Source organism: Methanosarcina hadiensis (assembly GCF_046529725.1).
Classification (GTDB): domain Archaea; phylum Halobacteriota; class Methanosarcinia; order Methanosarcinales; family Methanosarcinaceae; genus Methanosarcina; species Methanosarcina hadiensis.
In genome coordinates this window covers 4,174,014-4,191,147 of the sequence record NZ_CP136241.1, presented here as the reverse complement: position 1 = coordinate 4,191,147, position 17,134 = coordinate 4,174,014, and the positions used below count along the sequence as shown (strand labels likewise).

The 17,134-nt window shown below is 36.3% G+C and carries 15 protein-coding genes; 9 read left to right on the top strand and 6 right to left on the bottom strand.

All coding sequences use genetic code 11. The features are described 5' to 3' along the window. Positions 1 to 22: 22 nt before the first annotated feature. The 3 genes from RSJ42_RS17990 to RSJ42_RS17980 all read right to left on the bottom strand — a co-directional run bounded on the left by RSJ42_RS17990 (position 23) and on the right by RSJ42_RS17980 (position 5,565). Positions 23 to 2,227, bottom strand: coding sequence for a phage/plasmid primase, P4 family (locus tag RSJ42_RS17990; RefSeq protein ID WP_410508593.1), 2,205 nt, complete (start codon positions 2,225 to 2,227; stop codon positions 23 to 25). Between the two features lie 1,028 nt (positions 2,228 to 3,255). Then, entirely contained in the window at positions 3,256 to 4,152 is an 897-nt protein-coding gene (locus tag RSJ42_RS17985) for an integrase (RefSeq protein WP_410508592.1), read from the bottom strand. A gap of 510 nt (positions 4,153 to 4,662) precedes the next feature. Further along, positions 4,663 to 5,565, bottom strand: a complete 903-nt coding sequence (locus RSJ42_RS17980) for a hypothetical protein (RefSeq protein WP_410508591.1) — start codon at positions 5,563 to 5,565, stop codon at positions 4,663 to 4,665. A gap of 1,270 nt (positions 5,566 to 6,835) precedes the next feature. On the opposite strand from RSJ42_RS17980, the gene RSJ42_RS17975 reads away from it, so the two are divergent. The 3 genes from RSJ42_RS17975 to RSJ42_RS17965 all read left to right on the top strand — a co-directional run bounded on the left by RSJ42_RS17975 (position 6,836) and on the right by RSJ42_RS17965 (position 8,067). Further along, positions 6,836 to 6,997, top strand: a complete 162-nt coding sequence (locus RSJ42_RS17975; RefSeq protein WP_410508590.1) for a hypothetical protein — start codon at positions 6,836 to 6,838, stop codon at positions 6,995 to 6,997. A gap of 161 nt (positions 6,998 to 7,158) precedes the next feature. Beyond that, the gene (locus tag RSJ42_RS17970) at positions 7,159 to 7,566 is read left to right on the top strand and encodes a DUF1699 family protein (RefSeq protein WP_410508589.1); all 408 of its coding nucleotides are present in this window, start codon (positions 7,159 to 7,161) and stop codon (positions 7,564 to 7,566) included. Between the two features lie 351 nt (positions 7,567 to 7,917). Then, entirely contained in the window at positions 7,918 to 8,067 is a 150-nt protein-coding gene (locus tag RSJ42_RS17965) for a hypothetical protein (protein WP_410508588.1), read from the top strand. A gap of 210 nt (positions 8,068 to 8,277) precedes the next feature. Here RSJ42_RS17965 and RSJ42_RS17960 read toward each other — a convergent pair whose 3' ends face one another. Further along, positions 8,278 to 8,754 carry a GyrI-like domain-containing protein gene (locus RSJ42_RS17960; protein ID WP_410508587.1) on the bottom strand — a complete coding sequence of 159 codons (477 nt, stop codon included), beginning with the start codon at positions 8,752 to 8,754 and terminating at the stop codon, positions 8,278 to 8,280. Between the two features lie 354 nt (positions 8,755 to 9,108). On the opposite strand from RSJ42_RS17960, the gene RSJ42_RS17955 reads away from it, so the two are divergent. After that, positions 9,109 to 9,693 carry a sugar O-acetyltransferase gene (locus tag RSJ42_RS17955; protein WP_410508586.1) on the top strand — a complete coding sequence of 195 codons (585 nt, stop codon included), beginning with the start codon at positions 9,109 to 9,111 and terminating at the stop codon, positions 9,691 to 9,693. A gap of 207 nt (positions 9,694 to 9,900) precedes the next feature. Here RSJ42_RS17955 and RSJ42_RS17950 read toward each other — a convergent pair whose 3' ends face one another. After that, positions 9,901 to 10,551 (bottom strand): YggS family pyridoxal phosphate-dependent enzyme, encoded by a 651-nt coding sequence (locus RSJ42_RS17950; protein ID WP_410508585.1) that lies wholly within the window; start codon positions 10,549 to 10,551, stop codon positions 9,901 to 9,903. 460 nt (positions 10,552 to 11,011) lie between these two features. Here RSJ42_RS17950 and RSJ42_RS17945 point away from each other — a divergent pair, with 460 nt between their 5' ends. The 4 genes from RSJ42_RS17945 to RSJ42_RS17930 all read left to right on the top strand — a co-directional run bounded on the left by RSJ42_RS17945 (position 11,012) and on the right by RSJ42_RS17930 (position 15,615). Further along, complete coding sequence (locus RSJ42_RS17945; protein WP_410508584.1) at positions 11,012 to 11,155, top strand: hypothetical protein; 144 nt, start codon at positions 11,012 to 11,014, stop codon at positions 11,153 to 11,155. A gap of 252 nt (positions 11,156 to 11,407) precedes the next feature. Then, positions 11,408 to 12,571 carry an amidohydrolase gene (locus RSJ42_RS17940; protein WP_410508583.1) on the top strand — a complete coding sequence of 388 codons (1,164 nt, stop codon included), beginning with the start codon at positions 11,408 to 11,410 and terminating at the stop codon, positions 12,569 to 12,571. A gap of 331 nt (positions 12,572 to 12,902) precedes the next feature. Further along, positions 12,903 to 15,200, top strand: coding sequence for a hypothetical protein (locus tag RSJ42_RS17935; RefSeq protein ID WP_410508582.1), 2,298 nt, complete (start codon positions 12,903 to 12,905; stop codon positions 15,198 to 15,200). A gap of 259 nt (positions 15,201 to 15,459) precedes the next feature. Next, a complete protein-coding gene (locus RSJ42_RS17930) occupies positions 15,460 to 15,615 on the top strand; it encodes a hypothetical protein (protein ID WP_410508581.1) in 156 nt (51 codons plus the stop codon). Between the two features lie 230 nt (positions 15,616 to 15,845). Here the strand turns inward: RSJ42_RS17930 and RSJ42_RS17925 are convergent, their stop codons facing one another. Next, entirely contained in the window at positions 15,846 to 15,980 is a 135-nt protein-coding gene (locus RSJ42_RS17925; protein ID WP_410508580.1) for a hypothetical protein, read from the bottom strand. Positions 15,981 to 16,312: 332 nt separating this feature from the next. Between RSJ42_RS17925 and RSJ42_RS17920 the strand changes: the two genes are divergently transcribed. Further along, positions 16,313 to 16,720, top strand: a complete 408-nt coding sequence (locus tag RSJ42_RS17920; RefSeq protein WP_410508579.1) for a DUF1699 family protein — start codon at positions 16,313 to 16,315, stop codon at positions 16,718 to 16,720. The last annotated feature ends 414 nt before the right edge of the window (positions 16,721 to 17,134 follow it).

Sequence of the window (17,134 nt, the reverse complement as noted above, 5' to 3'; positions counted from 1 at the left end):
AGTCAGTTTAAGTCTGATAGCTTCATACAGATTTCACAGATACTCCTTCCCAGTAGTACTTTCTGTCACCTGTAGATTCTCTTATTGTCTGATATCCGAGTTGATTGAACTTTTTTCCAAATTCGACATTTGATTTTGGCTTTTCACCATTCTTAATGCACCAATTGACATAAGCATTATACACTAAAGCTTTCAAGGTGTCATCCATACTCATCATTATACACCCATCCGCAAAGGCAGCAACAGAGTCGCTTTTGAGCCGATACATTTTTTCTACTTCTTCTATGGTCTTATGGTAAGAGAATTCTCCATTTTCCAGAAGTTTTTTCAAAGCTATAATTGCTTTATTCAGTAGTCCTGATAGTTCCTTTTCCGTTGTAAGCTTGTTGACCAGATCTTTATCTGCGTTTTTTCCTTCAAATCTGTTAGGAAATTCAAATAGCATCCATCTACGATAATAAGAATATCCAGCATTTCTTACAGGTGGCAGATCATTAGCAGAGAAAATCAGCCTTGCAGTATTGTCAAAATAAAATGCTTGCTGGCCTTTCTTTTCTCCTCTTATCTGCTTTTCATTTCCTGTCAATATTTTTAATTGGGAACTGTCATACACTTCAGATCCAGCTATGTCTGGGCAAACATTCAACAACTTTCCATGTAGGTTTGCAGCAGAGAATTTGTCCTTTTCCAGCTTCTGTAAGCTTTCTCCTGAAGTGTTTTTAATTCCAATAAATTCGGTCAGAAGATTCAGGAACACACTTTTGCCATTAGATCCAGAACCTAAAAGCATAACGGCTTTTTGCATTCTGTTATCTGGAATCATTGAATAACCGATCCACTCCAGCAGTGCTGGAATATATTCTTCAGAGACTACCTCTGATAGAAACTTGTCTATCATAGGGCACTCAGCATCTGGATTATAGTTCACAGGTATTTGTGTAGTTGACAGCAATTTTGGAGTATGTGGTTTAAATTTATCTTCCTTGAGATCATATAGACCGTTCTTTAAGTTGATGATTTGCTTATCATTATTGACTGAATTACGGTCAGTTAACGTTTCTACCTTAATATACGATAGCGTTTCATCTCTACGACTTCTTGTGGAATGTTGTTCCAATTTTTTTTGAGCTACTTGTGTTATAAGATTCTCCCCACCGGGTATGTATACCCCTTTTTCATAGTAATATACTTCCTTATTGTCATCGAAAGTAAGGAAATGGTATTCTGAAATTATTTCATCTGCTAACAATTTTGCAATGAACTTTCCTTCTGAGAAATATTTTCTATGTGGGTCTTCGTTAATCCTATCGAGTGCCTTGCTGATTGTTGATTCCTTGTAATCTACACGAGTCCATTTTTCTCTATAGAGTCCAGAACCTGTAAATAGCCTATCAATTTGACTTCTGTCTTGGGTATAGGCTGCAAACATACTGCACAGAGCAAGATCTGCTTCATTCTGAGAAGGATAGCATCCTGATACATCCCAATTTCCACCATATAGAAGGTTAAAACGATCAGCACTCTTTGCACTTTTGCATTTCTCAAATATACTAAAATCTGAAGTTCCTGATTTTACAGCCATTTCAGACTCTTTTAAATGCTCTCCTGCTGATATTTTGCTTTTACTTGAGTTCTCTACAGGCTTGATCATCTTGTCATAAATATCCGTTATTACCTCTTCTGAGACTTCATTCACTGTAAAGGGTGTGGATTTTAAGTGGTTTCCTGTAATTGCAATAAACTGCCCTTCACCATATATTTCACGGCCATTTCCTCTTTTCCTTGAGCCTGGCACGGTTCCAGTAACAATCACATGAATTCCAGTACCACTTTGAGAGATTTCAGAATAACTATTATAGATTTTAATCTCTTCTGAGATTTCTGGATCAATTATACCCATTGAATCTATAACGCCATCATAATCTGCACACAAGAAAGGGTCTTCCTTTGTGAAAACGAAACCAATACCTGAATAAGCACCTGCACTATTTTGATAGGTATCAAAAGCTTCGTCGAAACTACTCCAAGTTTTAGGGTTTGTAGAACTTGCCTTGTAGCCACTTGTACAGTAGGGAACTTTTTTTGGCTTTCCTTTTGCTTGTGGTTCAAGCTTCCAAAGTAGCCACTGGTCATAATCTTTCAGTTCTGAAGGATAGGCTTCAGAGTCTATTGTGGTAGGTTCTACTGCAATACGGTCAATATTTGTATAATCGTTTATTTCAGTCATAGTTTATTTTCCTAATAATTTTTATACAAATCTGTAAAAGAAAAGAGTCTCGACTATGCAAAAACATTTTAAAGAATTTGGATCTAAAATCGATCTTTGAATAACTGTATCGTAAAAATAGAGAATTTTAATTCATGCAAGTCTTGTGAGGCTATGCACTGTGTTTTCTTCAAGTAATGTGTTAATATTTTTCAACATTAATATTAAGGCCATTAAGATTTTAACCAGTGTTAACTCTGGACATATTTATAGAATGAATTCTCAATTTTTAAGTTATCGTGTTTCTTCCGATGCCGATACTCCTATTTTACATATTTGATTTTTATTTATAGCATAAGCTCTGTATTTATAAATTTGAGTTCAGTTAGAAGTTACTTTTAGCATAACCGGAATGAACAAGTGATCAAAGAAACTTTGTTTCTATCGTGAAATTCAGGTCTAAACTTAGTTAAAACCAGTAATTAAGAAAGTAAGGACTTTAAAACTACATAGTATTCACTAAAAGTAAATTCAACTTATATTATAAAGTACATTTCATACTATAAAAGCCTTTGTATAATTATAGGCAAAATAGACTTTTTTCCAACGTATATTATAATAATAGGAACAAATAACTCTTATTAAATAATCAAGGATAATTATAATTCAATTAAATATTACAATTAGTAATTAAATTCCATTAAATATATTATATTTATTGAATATAACATACTGATTCGATGTAAATTCGGTCAATTGCCGCGACTTGTTTATATTAAATATATTATAATAATGATCTAATTTCAGCATTTTTGCTTTAACCGGCTTTCAGCTTCGTTTTCTATCACTAGGTTAAGTTGATCTTTTGGCTCTCAGCACTTTCTTTTGTATATATACCAAGTATCCTTATTGATAATTCTGCTTGCTTTCACATAAACGTATCATTAATTGGCTATATATACCACCGGGAAGGGCTCGGCTTGTGAGCACAGTTTGCACTAACATTGTATATCCAGTTCCGATTCAAAACCATTCTATCAAATGGCTAATTAGATAGGGATTTTCCCTATAATTCTCCTGTACTGGTCTTTTGCCTGTCCGGTCTTGTTTAGGTAATGAGCACTACCTACAGTAAGAGATGCTCTGCCCTGAATAAAGTCAGCTATACTTTCTGTGATACCTTCCTTAATCATCTTATTAAGGTGCCATTTACGAATGGTTTTTGCAGATACACGCCCACTTTGTATCTTTTTCAACATATTTTCATATGAGTCCAGATTCCCTATTTTTTTAAGTTCAGGAACATATGAAGATGGGAAAAACAGATGAAACGTTTGCTTTGTACCTTTGGACAATGAAGAAGTAGGATAATGGGCAACCTCGCCATCTATAATTATATTGCGTTCGTCAAATCTCTGTAGCATTTCATGGATATGAGTGAAACGATTTCCAGAGTATACTAATAAACGATATATCGGCTTTAACTCATCCGGGCATTCCTCGTAAGCCTCTTTTATTTCCCTGTCAGTAACATAAATTTCAACAACGCCAGATTTTTTGATTTTTACATAATGTCTCCATTTCTCAAGACTATAACCGCAGATATTTTCTATTTCTCCGTCTTCGAAATAAGAGAATAAATTACGTAAGCCACGTTCCTCTTTGTCCTTTAACAGCACGTTTCTGAATTCTACAGGCTTATATACTATTTTGTTTTCGAAGAATTTAATTAAAGCGTTAAGATAATCCCTTTTAGTAGGTTCAGAGATCTTTTTATGAAGCAGCCATTCTTTGAACTTTTCCTTATGTTCAGCCCAGATATTGTTAAGAGTTTTATCCTTTTGTTCATCAGCGTTCTGCTGGTTTGATTCCTCAAGTAAGAAGGAAGGGGTTATCATACTTGGCTCGTCAAACACGGTGCTTACGTCGCATTTTTCAGCCTTCACACGGCGGAGGTCCTGAGTTCGAATCTCAGCGGGCCCACTACCTTATTATCCTTTTTTTCCTGATTTAGAGGTATTATAGACTTTAATCTAATGCTTCAAGTCTTGCTTCAAAATCGGATTTAACTTATGGTTGTGTAGCTTTAAGTTCGCAGTTAAACTCCCTTCAAACTACGCATTATTGATTACTTCTGATAAGGTGTCTTATTCATCCATTTATCAAACTCTTAAGTCACCTTTTTTGCTCCTGGCTTGAACCTGAGAAGGTAATTTTCAGTTCTCATGAAACCCTGTTATCCATCTTTCCCCATTCAATCAGACGGATTGCTGAGAGATCAACAAGGAATCTGAAATACACAAGAAGGATGATGTAAAATCTACAAACAAAAAAGATTTGACAAGAATTTAAAGGCAAATCACATGCTTTCAATATACCCAAAAATTCTTGCTACCCTGGCGAATCTATTCTAATTATGGTGCTAAGTTCAATGACTTAGAGATAGTTATAAATTATTATTTTCTTTGACCTGTCCATCCTCCACTCCATGTCGCACCTTCCGAACCATATCTCCAGTTACCAGTGAACGAATTGCCGTCAGGACTTAACTTTAATTCTACATCTCCTGCATCATTTGGACCTGCATATGACGGGCTTTCAGACCATGTCCCAATAAAAACATCGCCGTTTACGACACCTGCAATCTTTCCTTTGTCATGTGTATATTCGCCTATAATTTGATTTCCAGATCTCTCAAATTTCATATCTCCCCAATTTGATGTCCATTCGCCAACAAAGCTATAATCCGTTTCTTCTACTTCAAAACCACTTTGAGGAGCTATGATTTCTTCTTCATTTGCAGAATCAGAATGAATAGAAGTTACATTATTAGATAAAATTTCTAAGGGTATTGATTCAGTAGGGCCATTAATTATCTCGAATTTAACAGACTCTGAAACTCCTGCACCCGTTATTTTTACATTGTATTTACCAATGGGCCATCCGTTATCTGGCTTTTCGAGAATGAATACTCCTCTCCCGAAGTCTTCTCCTGTCTTGGATTCAAATGTGTGTATTAGATAATTTTCATCCAGATAAGTCCATTCGATAGTTAAGACATCACTGTTAAAATTATCGTAAACAAACCATACATGTAATTTGTTTGAATCTTTTGAATATTTTAGTACTTTGTCTACAGGAATAAGGTTGTTTATCGAAGAAGTCATCATAACTTCCAGTAATCTTGGTTCGCCGTCCTGTGTCATATTTCCATACTTCTCAGTTATTGCATTAACCATTTCAGCTTCTTCTTCTGTTGAACCAAAATTTCCTGGTTTATAAGAATCTGTAATGTCCACGCAACCGGATAGAGAAATGCTTACTGCCAATAAAATATATATCAGAATTTTGTTTTTCATTATACCACATTATTAAATAATAGATTATGATATAAAAATTATTTTGAAAATTAATTACTTTGTACAGTAAATTCCCGTAAAATCGCTATTCGCTCATGCTATCGATTTTGGAAAATATGTAGCTAATTACTTGTTTAAATTACAGGAGATGATAATATCTGAGTAAAGACTGTCGTACATGCCAATTTATCATTTTCTGAGAAATGTTATCGTGTGAATCAAGATACTCATTTTTAATTTAGGAAACATATGAAATTGAGAAAAAAATGCAATAAAATCGAGAAAAAAAGATGCAATATTTATTTTATGTCTTTGGACAATGAAGAAGTAGATAATGAGTAACCTCTCCAGCTGTGATTATATTGAGCTTGTCAAATATCTGCAGCATTTCACAGATATGCATACCTCCATTTCTCGGACTGCACCCACAGATGCTATCTGGTTCCCCATCTTCAAATTAGGCGCATTACTCATATGTTCTTAAGCATTCTATTGTTTAAGTTCCCGACTGAATGAGTAAGAAGTATCTGTAGCATTTGGCTCGACGATTACGACTTCGCATATCCCTAGCCTTCAAATGGCGGAAGTCCGGGATTCGAATTCCCGCAGGCCCACTTTCTTTTTTAATTGAATACCTGAAAGAAAGATCTTAGAGAAGATTCTCGTTTTTCAAATAGAAATCAGAAAAAAGCAGAACATTATTGATCGGATAACCAAAAGGAGTTACTCAGATCTTCTATGTTGGAGTATTAAAACCTGGTTTGTTAGTGAGCTTATTCCAAAGCTCAAAAATTACTTCTTTGAATCTCGATTTTGAAATGAAAAATCGAGCGATGATTAAGAAAGTAGTTATGGGACTCATATAGAAATGGGGGGAAAATGAGTTCTGGGATAGGCTCTCTATGTCTTACAAAGAGCTGGAGTAAAAGAGGGACTACTGACAAAAATTGTTAATTAATTATTTTTAATTAATTTAAAATGTAAGTCTTATTAGATATTGAGTAAAGATAGGGGGAAATAATGTAATACAGAGCCTAAGCCATCCTTTTTTCGGACTCACTAAATCTATCTGACTAATACGATACCACCAATATCTCTGTAATACAATCTAAATAATATTAGTTTAATGAGATAACTATTTATACAAAGTTAATGTACTCTATATCACCGAACAATTAAAACAAAAATAGCTAAACACTCTCGAGATTGAGGTAATTCGATTACCTCAATCCAACAGATTAATATTAAAATTTATTGAAGAAATTAGTAGGTGAAATTTGTGGAGTACGTAACTAAAACATGTCCGGTTTGTGGTCATGAGTTTGTAGTCCTGGAAAAGGTTGAGAAAAAGGCAATCTACTGCACGCTTGAATGCCTGTCAGTAGCTCAGGGGAAAATCAGCAAGAAAGTCCCCTCGGCCATATCTGCATAAATTGTCAGGATCCACGGGAAAAAGTATAGTTTCTTTGCTTTTTCCTTTTTCCAAATTCAATAGAGCTCTAAATAATCTAAAGCAACTAAATAATTTAAAGCAACTAAAAGCAACTAAAATTTATGTGAATCAAGAGATAATTTTACCGTGGGGGAAAAAATATGAGGATAAGAGTAGTCAGTTCAAGGGAAGAGATCTTTACATTAAATCCGAATGAGCGCATTGTTCACCTGGCATTCAGGCCTTCAAACAAGGATATTTTTGCACTGGTGGAAACCTGCCCGAAAATTGAGGTAATCCAGTTACCCAAATCATATATGGCTACAGTCTCAAAGTCCATAGAGATGTTCCTCCAGATGCAAAGGATCCAGCTTCTTGAAGGAGATGTCTGGGGGCACAGAAAAGACATCAACGAGTACTTTGCAATCCCGTCCTCAGTAATTGAAAAAATCAAGGAAATGAAAGCGGAGGGAAAAACCGCTGAGGAAATTGAGAAGAAAGTCTCAAGGGAAAGCAAACTGAACCCGGGAATGGTCGCTTATATACTGAATAAAGAAACAGCTGCCTGATCTTTGGGCAGGGCGTGGCCCCTTAGACTAAGCTGGAGATTAGATTGTACAGCCCATCGATTCCACATTACACGACCTGATCTCCAATTAACATTTTTTTGTGACTTTTCTGATAAGCTAAATCGTATTAGGGCTATTGATTTCTTTTACTATATTTGAAATGGTGGCACGAACACATCCCGTTGCTTGCGGTTAGTGTGCCAGCGTGACTTATTTTATATTTTGACATTTAGGGGGTGCCAATTGATTTTGTTAATGTGAATAAAACCCGGAGAACGGAAAGTTTCTTCCTGCTATAATAGTATTTATCTATATGGAATATCAATTATTTCATATGATTATTAAGGGGGTTTGTTCACGACAAAATACCTGAAAATATGTCCAAAATGCCATGCCAAATTGAAAATGAGCGCTGACGGAAAGACCCAGTACTGTAGTGTTTGCAGGTACTGGACAAAGATAGGTACTGCAAGGCTCGACTCTATTATGATTTACGAATGAAGAGCTTGAATGAAGAATACAAGATTATAATATATTCCGGGACCATCAAATTTACATTGTTTTCAGAACTCAAAAACCGTATCTTATGCTTCCTGATACTAATGTTAGATAATTGAGGTTAAAAATTACACTGGATAATATCTACAAAATTATTATCAAATCCCGTTACTTTTTAGTCCCTGGGAATTGTCTGCCCAAATAATTTCCGTATTAATCAAAAGGGGCATAAATTTCGGTCAATATTTCTTCAGACCGAACTTCCCGAGGATCATTCAGATATACCTCACGGATAGGACCGGTAATTCTTTTCCCGTTTTCTGTAATCCAGGAAAATAGTTTTTCATAAATAATGGTACATTCCTCATAAGGGCCTTTATGAACAACCTTTGCCATCTTTCCCCCCGGAAGTTCGTATACCTTAATTTCATCACCCCCGGTAATCTCAACAAATCCTGAGATAGGAAATATAACTTCAATATCGGCATCTCCTTCTTCATCAGCTTTCTGGACTTCTTCAACTGTAATCTCATGACAGAGAAAAGCAGGATAGGCAGCAAGCGGAATATTTTTTCTTAAAGCAAATCCACAGATTCTCTGAAACATTACCGGAATCTCCCTGTAAGCTCCTGTCTTACGCATACCAAGCACAATTTGGGGGCTAAGTTCGACAATAGTGACCTCGGGCACAAAAAACCTCCTTTAATATTGGAAATAGATTGAAAGATTGTAATATATAGTTAAGGATTATTATCCTCGTCCTATTAGATCCTATTAGATAACAGTCAATGCATAGATCGTACAGCTCTCAGCCTTCACACGGCAGAGACCCTGAGTTCGAATCTCAGCGGGCCCAATCTTCTTTTTGTCTTTGTTTACCTTGTTTTCTGATTTAGAGATTTTATAGACTTTTTTCTAACGCTTTAATTCTTACTTAAAAGTCAGATTTTGTTTTGGGCTGTGTAACTATAAGCTCACAATTAATTTTTTCTTCAAGATCAATTAAATAATTAGATTCACCATTTTACAAAGAGGAAAACAACAATGACCAAAATGACTGAAAAAGAAAAAGCAGCTCAGGGCTTATTATATAATGCATACTATGATAAAGAGCTGATCGATGAACGTGCTTATTGTAAAGCTCTTTGCTATGAATATAACCAATTACATCCAGCGAAAATTAAGGAAAAGACATCTTTAATTCGGGAACTTTTTGGCAAGATTGAAGATCCTTTTCTTATTGAGCCGCCATTTATATGTGACTATGGTTACAACATTGAAATAGGCAGCAATTTCTATGCTAACCATAACTGCATCATCCTTGATGGAGCAAAAGTTGTTTTTGGGGATAATGTGATGATCGCTCCAAACTGTAGTTTCTATACAGCTGGGCACCCGCTTGATTCAGAACGACGTAATGAAGGACTGGAGTATGCTTATCCAATAAAAATCGGCAGCAATGTATGGATAGGCGGTAATGTTGTTTTACTGCCTGGGGTAACTATAGGAGATGATGCTGTCATCGGGGCTGGAAGTGTTGTGACAAAAGATATTCCATCTGGTGTTGTTGCCGTTGGAAATCCTTGCAGGGTTATTCGTGAGGTTAACGATAAGGATAAAAATTTTTAACCCTTATTTTTGTGGGTCTGGCTCTCAAGTTAAAACGAAGATTGAATATATATGCATTACACAGAATACTTTTCTTCTCTGCTTCGGTACAGGCTTTACACGGCGAAGGTCCTGAAACCGAATCTCAGAGAACCCACCATACATCCCAATCTTCTACACCTTTTTTTGATTGAGGAGGTTTTCAACAAACCAGCCCTTTCAGCGCTTTCAGTACTCCCTCTTCCCGAATATGGCAGAACCCACGCGTACCATCGTGGCTCCCTCTTCGATGGCAATCGTGTAGTCACTGGACATGCCCATGGATAGCGTCCTGATATCGATATTGTCCCGGTTTTCCAGCTTCATTTCATCAAAAAGGGCCTTCATCTTCCTGAAGTAGGAACGGGTTTGTTCAGGAGGTACAAAAGGAGGGATGCACATGAGGCCTTCCACACGGACATTCCTTAAAGAGCGGATCTCTGTTATTGCGTTTTTTATCTCGTCAGGTAGGAATCCGTATTTTTGTGGCTCGTTGCCGATATTGACCTGAAGATAGACTCTCTGTACTTTGCCAATATCCCTGGCTCTCCTATCAATATACCGTATCAACTTCAGGGAGTCAATAGACTGAATAACATCAAATAGCTGTACGGCTTTTTTGACTTTATTTGCCTGCAGATGGCCTGTAAGGTGTGTCTCACAGGGCAGTATCTCCTCACGTTTATCCTCGTACTCCTGAACCCGGTTTTCTCCAATGATAGTGGCTCCGGCCCGGATGGCTTCGTTTATCCGTTCAGGTTCAATCGTCTTGGTAATGCAAACCAGTGTTGTGCTTCCAATCTTTTCAAGGATAAACTTTGTATTTTCATAGACTGGCATTGCTGTCCCTAAATCTGTTTTTATTCAAAAGTAGTTGTATTTAAATGATTCCAATTATAGCTTTATGGAATGAGAATATAATCATATTAATAATGAAAATAAACTGATAATCATTTCAAATACGCAATATCCATATAAAAGCAAACATTTTTCTGAAAGATTATTTGAGAGTTTGAGAGCTCATCTCAAAACTTGATTTAATCTAATATCAATATGAGTCAAAGGATTTGTTTTATGAGCGGAAACTCTACTGATTATTAAGAATTCGAGCTTTGAAATCTCGATTTTGAGTTGTAAGACAGGCTCGCTAAATAATAAAAACAATGATTAATTTTAGAGATATTTATTGCTTTAAATCCAAAAATAAACTCTCAAATGCTTTAAATAAAATAGAAGTTAGTTTCAAATGTATTTCTTAATGTTTATAGCAACTACTCATTTTGAATCTGGAGATTTTTCAGTGAAAAAATATGAATATAAATGTGTTTTAATATTAGGTATGGGTGGAAGAACTACCAGACTGCTGAATGAGTATGGCCAGCAGGGATGGGAACTTGTTGAAGTTGTATGGGCATGGCATTATTTTAAAAGACCTATTGAATGAATTCGATCTACTAGCCGTGTCTTCCGACAGTCAGCTATCGGTAGAATTTAAAGGTTTTCTGCAAAACTATTCCGGGCATTTCCTTCACTCAGGGAATCACGCAATCATCTGTCCCTAATTAAGCTTTATCTATTCCAAGTGAGCTAAGTAACTGCCTTTTTTCTAAACGAATTTAGTTTTTAGATATTATTTTAGAGATATATCAATAAGACTAATATAAAAAAATGACATAATTACATGTGGGGGGAGTTTATGAGGAAAATAATTAAGGATGCAAAAATTTATACGATGTCAGAGTCAGGAATACTGGAAAATGCCGATATACTTATTGAAGATAATAAAATAGCAGAGATAGGCAGAGTAAGTGAAGAAGCAGACGAAATAATTGATGCAAATGGTAAACTTGTTTTCCCGGGCTTTATAGATGCCCACTCACATATCGGTATTTATGAGGACTCTATGGGCTTTGAAGGTGCAGACGCTAATGAAGACACCGATCCTGTTATGCCTCACCTCAGAGCAATTGATGGAATAAATCCCTGTGATATTTCCTTCAGCGAAGCCTTAAGCGCCGGGGTTACTGCAACAGCAACAGGCCCTGGAAGTGCTAATGTTATTGGTGGACAGTTTGCTGCAATAAAAACCTGTGGCACAAGAATAGACAATATGATAATTAAAGCACCTGTTGCAATGAAAGTTGCTTTTGGGGAAAACCCTAAAAGAGTATATAAAGAGAAAAATAAAACTCCGACAACTCGAATAGCAACGGCAGCTATGTTAAGAGAGGTTCTTTTTAAGGCAACTGAATATATATCCAAAAAAGAGAAATCTGCTACAAAAAACGAAGAAGGGCCTGAATACAATATAAAATTCGAAAGCCTGATTCCGGTCCTGAAAGGTGAGATTCCGTTAAAAGCTCATGCACACAGGGCTGATGATATATATACTGCAATTAGGATCGCCAGAGAGTTCAACCTGAATCTTACATTAGAGCATGTAACTGACGGCTACCTGATGCTTGATGAGCTTAAAAAAGAGAAATATCCATGTATAGTTGGGCCTAATCTTACGGGAAGGACAAAAATAGAACTTAAAAACTTAAGCTTTAAAAACCCAGGGATGTTATCAAAGAATGGCATAATGGTTGCAATTATGACAGACCATCCTGTAATCCCAATCCAGTATCTTGTTTTGTGTGCTGCGCTATCAGTTAAAGACGGAATGGATGAATATGAAGCTCTTAAAGCAATAACCATAAATCCTGCCAGAATACTGGGCATAGATGACAGGGTTGGCAGTATTGAAAAGGGCAAGGACGCTGACATCGTCATTATGAACGGCCATCCGTTTGATACGTTTTCTACCACTTATATGGTTCTGGTAGATGGCGAGATCGCTTATAAGGCAGAGGAATGAAATGCTTGAATGGGAAAGTTAAGTATCAAAACTAACTAAGCAATTGAGTAATCTCTTTCCTCTTTCTCCTTTAATTTCTGAGAGGTAAAGTTGCATTTGTTTAAAGAATTTAATATCAAAGGCTTATAAATACATAAATTGAAATAAGAATTAGCTTGCGATGAAATAGTTAGAGGAGTCATCAGCGGAGGTTCTGAGTTCAAACTCCTCGGGCTCTTCTCTTCATTATTCCTGTTTTTGATTTTGAAACCTGTCTTTTATCTTTGACAATAAAGAGAGAAGATACAAAAAATGTAAAAAAGTATAAATGTAAGAGAGTTTAGTGATAATTATGAAAACTAAAATTCTCTTTACTTCTTTGCTTTTATTTATCTGCTTTTTTTCAGTAAACTGTTCAGGTGCAGTTATCAATGTAGGCCCGGGAACTTCCTTCAGCCCTGCAGGATCAGATGACCAGGACGTCATTAACGCTGCCATACAATCAGCGAATTCAGGTGACACTGTACAGCTTGCATCCACTACGTTTCACATAAGTTCACCCATAATAATGAAATCAGGAGTAACCCTTAACGGAAATGGGATTGGTGCGACAGTGATCTATTGTGACAATCCCAGCTCTAACTTTGCAACTCAAAATATTATTGTCTGTGAAGGCATTTCCGATATCGAGATCTCAAACTTCTTAATTGATGGCGGCTGGGAATCTTTTAGCATAATGCACGCAGCGAGCAACAGGTACCGGGAGTATGAAAAAGGAGTTTATCTGTCTGGATGTTCAGATGTACTTATTCATGACTTAAAAATGCAATACAGCATGGGGGACTTCATTTTCTGTAAAAAGAATACCAGCAATGTCCAGGTTTATAATACAGTCTGTAAACCCGGACATGACAGTTTTGATGCATGGTCAGCCGGAGATGGGATATCAATATTTAATAACTGCTGGGGCACTTTTATAAATTCTTGCATCAAAGTCCATAATACGAAAAACGTCCAGATTTGCAGGAATACTTTCTACTCTGATGCCGGTTCCGGTAATGCTGGCGTAGAAGTAATGGGAGGGGATGTAACAGGACTTAATATTAATAAGAATATATTTTCAACACTTCAATTAAATACAATTTATCACGACCCGGCTGATGGTGCCTGTTCAGGCGAGGGTACTGTTTCAAATAATGTATTTTATAACAGCCCTGCATATAATGGAATTACTGGGATGGATATCGCGTCAGCTGGCAATACTGTAACCCGCGCCTATTCAAGCTCCCGGGGCACAAAAGATTATGGGTATGTTGCAGAAAATGGTGCAGGAAATTTACCTGTTTATAATGGTTCTGCAAAACCATCTGTTACTTTTCCAGCTAAAGGCAGTATAATTTCAACAGTCAACGGATACATAAGCGTAAGCTGGACGTATTTAAATGCAACCAGTTATTCTATCAATGTGTATAACAGTACATCTAAATTCGATTCTTCTCACTTAATATACAGCCTTAACACTTCGCAAACATCTGCAAATGTACCGGTAAGCTACAACGGGCAATTTGTAGTAAAAATCGGTGCTCACGATGACGTTCATGATTCATGGATTTACAGCAGTCCTCATTTGTTCACGTTAAGCGGCAAAAAATCGGCTACGGTTTATTCCGGTGTATATGGGTATTTGACAGATTCAACTACGGGACAGCCCGTTCAGAGTGCTGTAGTAACATTATCAAATGGAACATGGAATTACACCCAGATTACTGACGTTGACGGGCTTTATCAATTCACTGTGAATAGTGAAAAAGGCACATACAATAGTGGAAAAAATGCGTACTGCTTAACTGCTTCAGCAACCGGCTACCTTAACAGTCCTGAATTACCAGTAAATATGACAGGTATAAACACGGAAATGAATTTGAAAATGACTCAAGCACCTGATTATTGTGAACCGCACTATGTGCAGTTATACGTTTCTACTGATTCCAATGAGAGGATCTATGGATGTGAGGTTCAGATCTATGCACCAGGTAACGATCCGGTTAATGAAAAACCGAATTTTTATGCCTGGACGAATAAAGAAGGTAAAGCAAATTTCCATTTGACTCAGGGTATCACATATAAAATTGTAACAATTAATTTAGATGGAAAAAAGTACACCAGCTCAGTGACACCTGATCTAGACCACTATACTATCAAAATACCTTCAGGTGACACATCTTCGATACCTTTGACAAGGGATGTTATCAGTACAAATTGCACATATAAACGGATAAACAATACAGCAGCTTATATTAATGCAAGCTATTATGATTCCTCATCACAGTCCAGCAACCTGACTTTTGTACTGGGCACCATAAGTGATGGAATAACGTTTGTGCCTTCTGGAATTTCAGGCACTAATGACAGGGTAAGTAACCCTGCAGGAATGGTAACCGACTCTTTTATAGTCACTGATTATCCAGGAAAAACATACACGGTGAAAATTACTGCGCAGTCTAAAACTTATGGTACTATAAGTGAGGATGTTAATGTATCATTTCCAGCCAGTAACATACCGTATGCAGGGTTTAACATGAGTCACTTTTGCATTTTAATCTTAATTATTGCAGGACTCATATTGTCAAAAACTCGCAAGGCACATTAATCGTGTGCCTTAAACCTTTTTCAAAACAGTGTTGTTCCGGTAATTTGCTACAAGGACTATTTTCCCATCTGGAGTTACTGCCAGCCCCTAAGGATTTACTCCTAATTTCACTGCGGAGGTAACAGTATTTGTTGACATATCAATTGCTTATCTTTTCTCAGACATAAGCTGGAATTATTTCATATCCAATAACTAAAATATGTAATGATTGATACTTAATAAAAATATTTATATGTTTCCAGAGCCATGGAGGTCTAAAATGATATTTGAAAAAGGATATACAGTTACAAAAGTAAACACCTCGCATGGCCTGGATATGTATATCTCCAGATTTGGTGAGATTGTGAGTATTCTGCCATACAACCCAAAAGTCAATATCTCTAGCTTAATTAAGAGAATAGAATCAATTAATTAAAAAATGTAGAGAATGCGAAGTTACCAAACTTCCACCATCTCTTTTTCTCAGGTGCTTTTATAACTTTTAACATATCAGTGTTTTTGACTCACCAATTTTTTTGACTTACCAGGTTCTTGACGTATCAATGTTTTAACTTGTAAGAAAATAATTATTAATTGTATGGGGATTTAAATTCCTTTTTTATCCTGTTCCACCATATTCACCTCTTTTCATGTATTCAGCCCGATTTAAGTATTGACAATTCTTTTTCCTGCATTTTCCGCATTTATTAATATCGCTTCTCCGTTGAACTCCTGTAAAATCGAACCTTCTGAACCTGCAGCCAGGAAACTTTCAGATCTGGCGCCAGTGGGTTGTCTCATGCTCGGTACATCCTGCACAATAAATATTAAGGGGGGTAAGATAATTGAGACATTAACGTAAAATATTACTGAAAAAAATAATATCCTGTTACCCCAAGAAAATTTAAGGTAAATTGATAGAAATTGAGAAAAAATATAAAAAAATAAAACATTTTAAACCTTTTTATTTCTTTTTAAGCCCTTTTACGGAAGTAAAGAAACCTGAATGCGAATGATATGCACGTAATACTACCAAAATAATGTTAGTTTAGTCAGATAACTATTTATAGAAAGTAGATGAATTTATTATCAGGGTACAAACGAAAAATAAATTAAGAGTTGGGGGAAAAAATATGAGAATAAGAGTTGTTAGTTCAAGGGAAGAGATCTTTACACTTAGTCCGAATGAACGTCTTGTTCACCTGGCCTTCAGGCCTTCAAACAAGGATATTTTTGGGCTGATTGAAACATGTCCAAAGGTTGAGGTAATTCAGTTACCCAAATCATACATGGCTACAGTCTCGAAGTCCATAGAAATGTTCCTTCAGATGCAGAGGGTTCAGCTCCTTGAAGGAGATGTCTGGGGACACAGGAAAGACATTAACGAGTACTACGCGGTCCCGTCCTCAGTGGTTGAAAAAATAAAAGTAATGAAAGCAGAAGGTAAAGCGGCTGACGAAATCGAGAAAAAGGTTTCAAGGGAAAGCAAACTTAACCCTGCAATGGTTGGTTATATCCTTAACAAAGAAACAACTGCCTGAATCAAATAATGATAAAGAGCTGCAGGTGTTCAATGGAGATTAGATAGGTAGGAATGGGTTGATGTGTCCGTATCTAATCTCCAGTTTGACATTACACAGGATAGCCCGCTAAAAACGTTATCAAGCTACGTTATTCTTATGGTTCAAAGGGATATATGACTTACATTCGGTTTTGCAACCTCCCTTTGCCAGAAGCCCAAACGTGCACCTATCAATCTGGATATGCCTGGGTTCATTGTTATCAGTATTCACCGGTTCATACCAGTGTTTATGGTAAATACAATCGTTCTTTATGAGACATTTTAGCTTCTTTTGTGAATCAGATTTATTACAGTTTGTTAGTTCAGTAAATAGTGGTAAGTTCTGATAATTACTGAAGATTTCAGAGAGAATCTCTTTTATAGACACTACACA

Coding starts and splice junctions, on each gene's coding strand:
- RSJ42_RS17925 (WP_410508580.1), bottom strand. CDS start 15,980: ATGAGACAACCCACTGGCGCCAGATCTGAAAGTTTCCTGGCTGCAGGT.
- RSJ42_RS17940 (WP_410508583.1), top strand. CDS start 11,408: ATGAGGAAAATAATTAAGGATGCAAAAATTTATACGATGTCAGAGTCA.
- RSJ42_RS17980 (WP_410508591.1), bottom strand. CDS start 5,565: ATGAAAAACAAAATTCTGATATATATTTTATTGGCAGTAAGCATTTCT.
- RSJ42_RS17930 (WP_410508581.1), top strand. CDS start 15,460: ATGATATTTGAAAAAGGATATACAGTTACAAAAGTAAACACCTCGCAT.
- RSJ42_RS17990 (WP_410508593.1), bottom strand. CDS start 2,227: ATGACTGAAATAAACGATTATACAAATATTGACCGTATTGCAGTAGAA.
- RSJ42_RS17920 (WP_410508579.1), top strand. CDS start 16,313: ATGAGAATAAGAGTTGTTAGTTCAAGGGAAGAGATCTTTACACTTAGT.
- RSJ42_RS17970 (WP_410508589.1), top strand. CDS start 7,159: ATGAGGATAAGAGTAGTCAGTTCAAGGGAAGAGATCTTTACATTAAAT.
- RSJ42_RS17935 (WP_410508582.1), top strand. CDS start 12,903: ATGAAAACTAAAATTCTCTTTACTTCTTTGCTTTTATTTATCTGCTTT.
- RSJ42_RS17950 (WP_410508585.1), bottom strand. CDS start 10,551: ATGCCAGTCTATGAAAATACAAAGTTTATCCTTGAAAAGATTGGAAGC.
- RSJ42_RS17955 (WP_410508586.1), top strand. CDS start 9,109: ATGACCAAAATGACTGAAAAAGAAAAAGCAGCTCAGGGCTTATTATAT.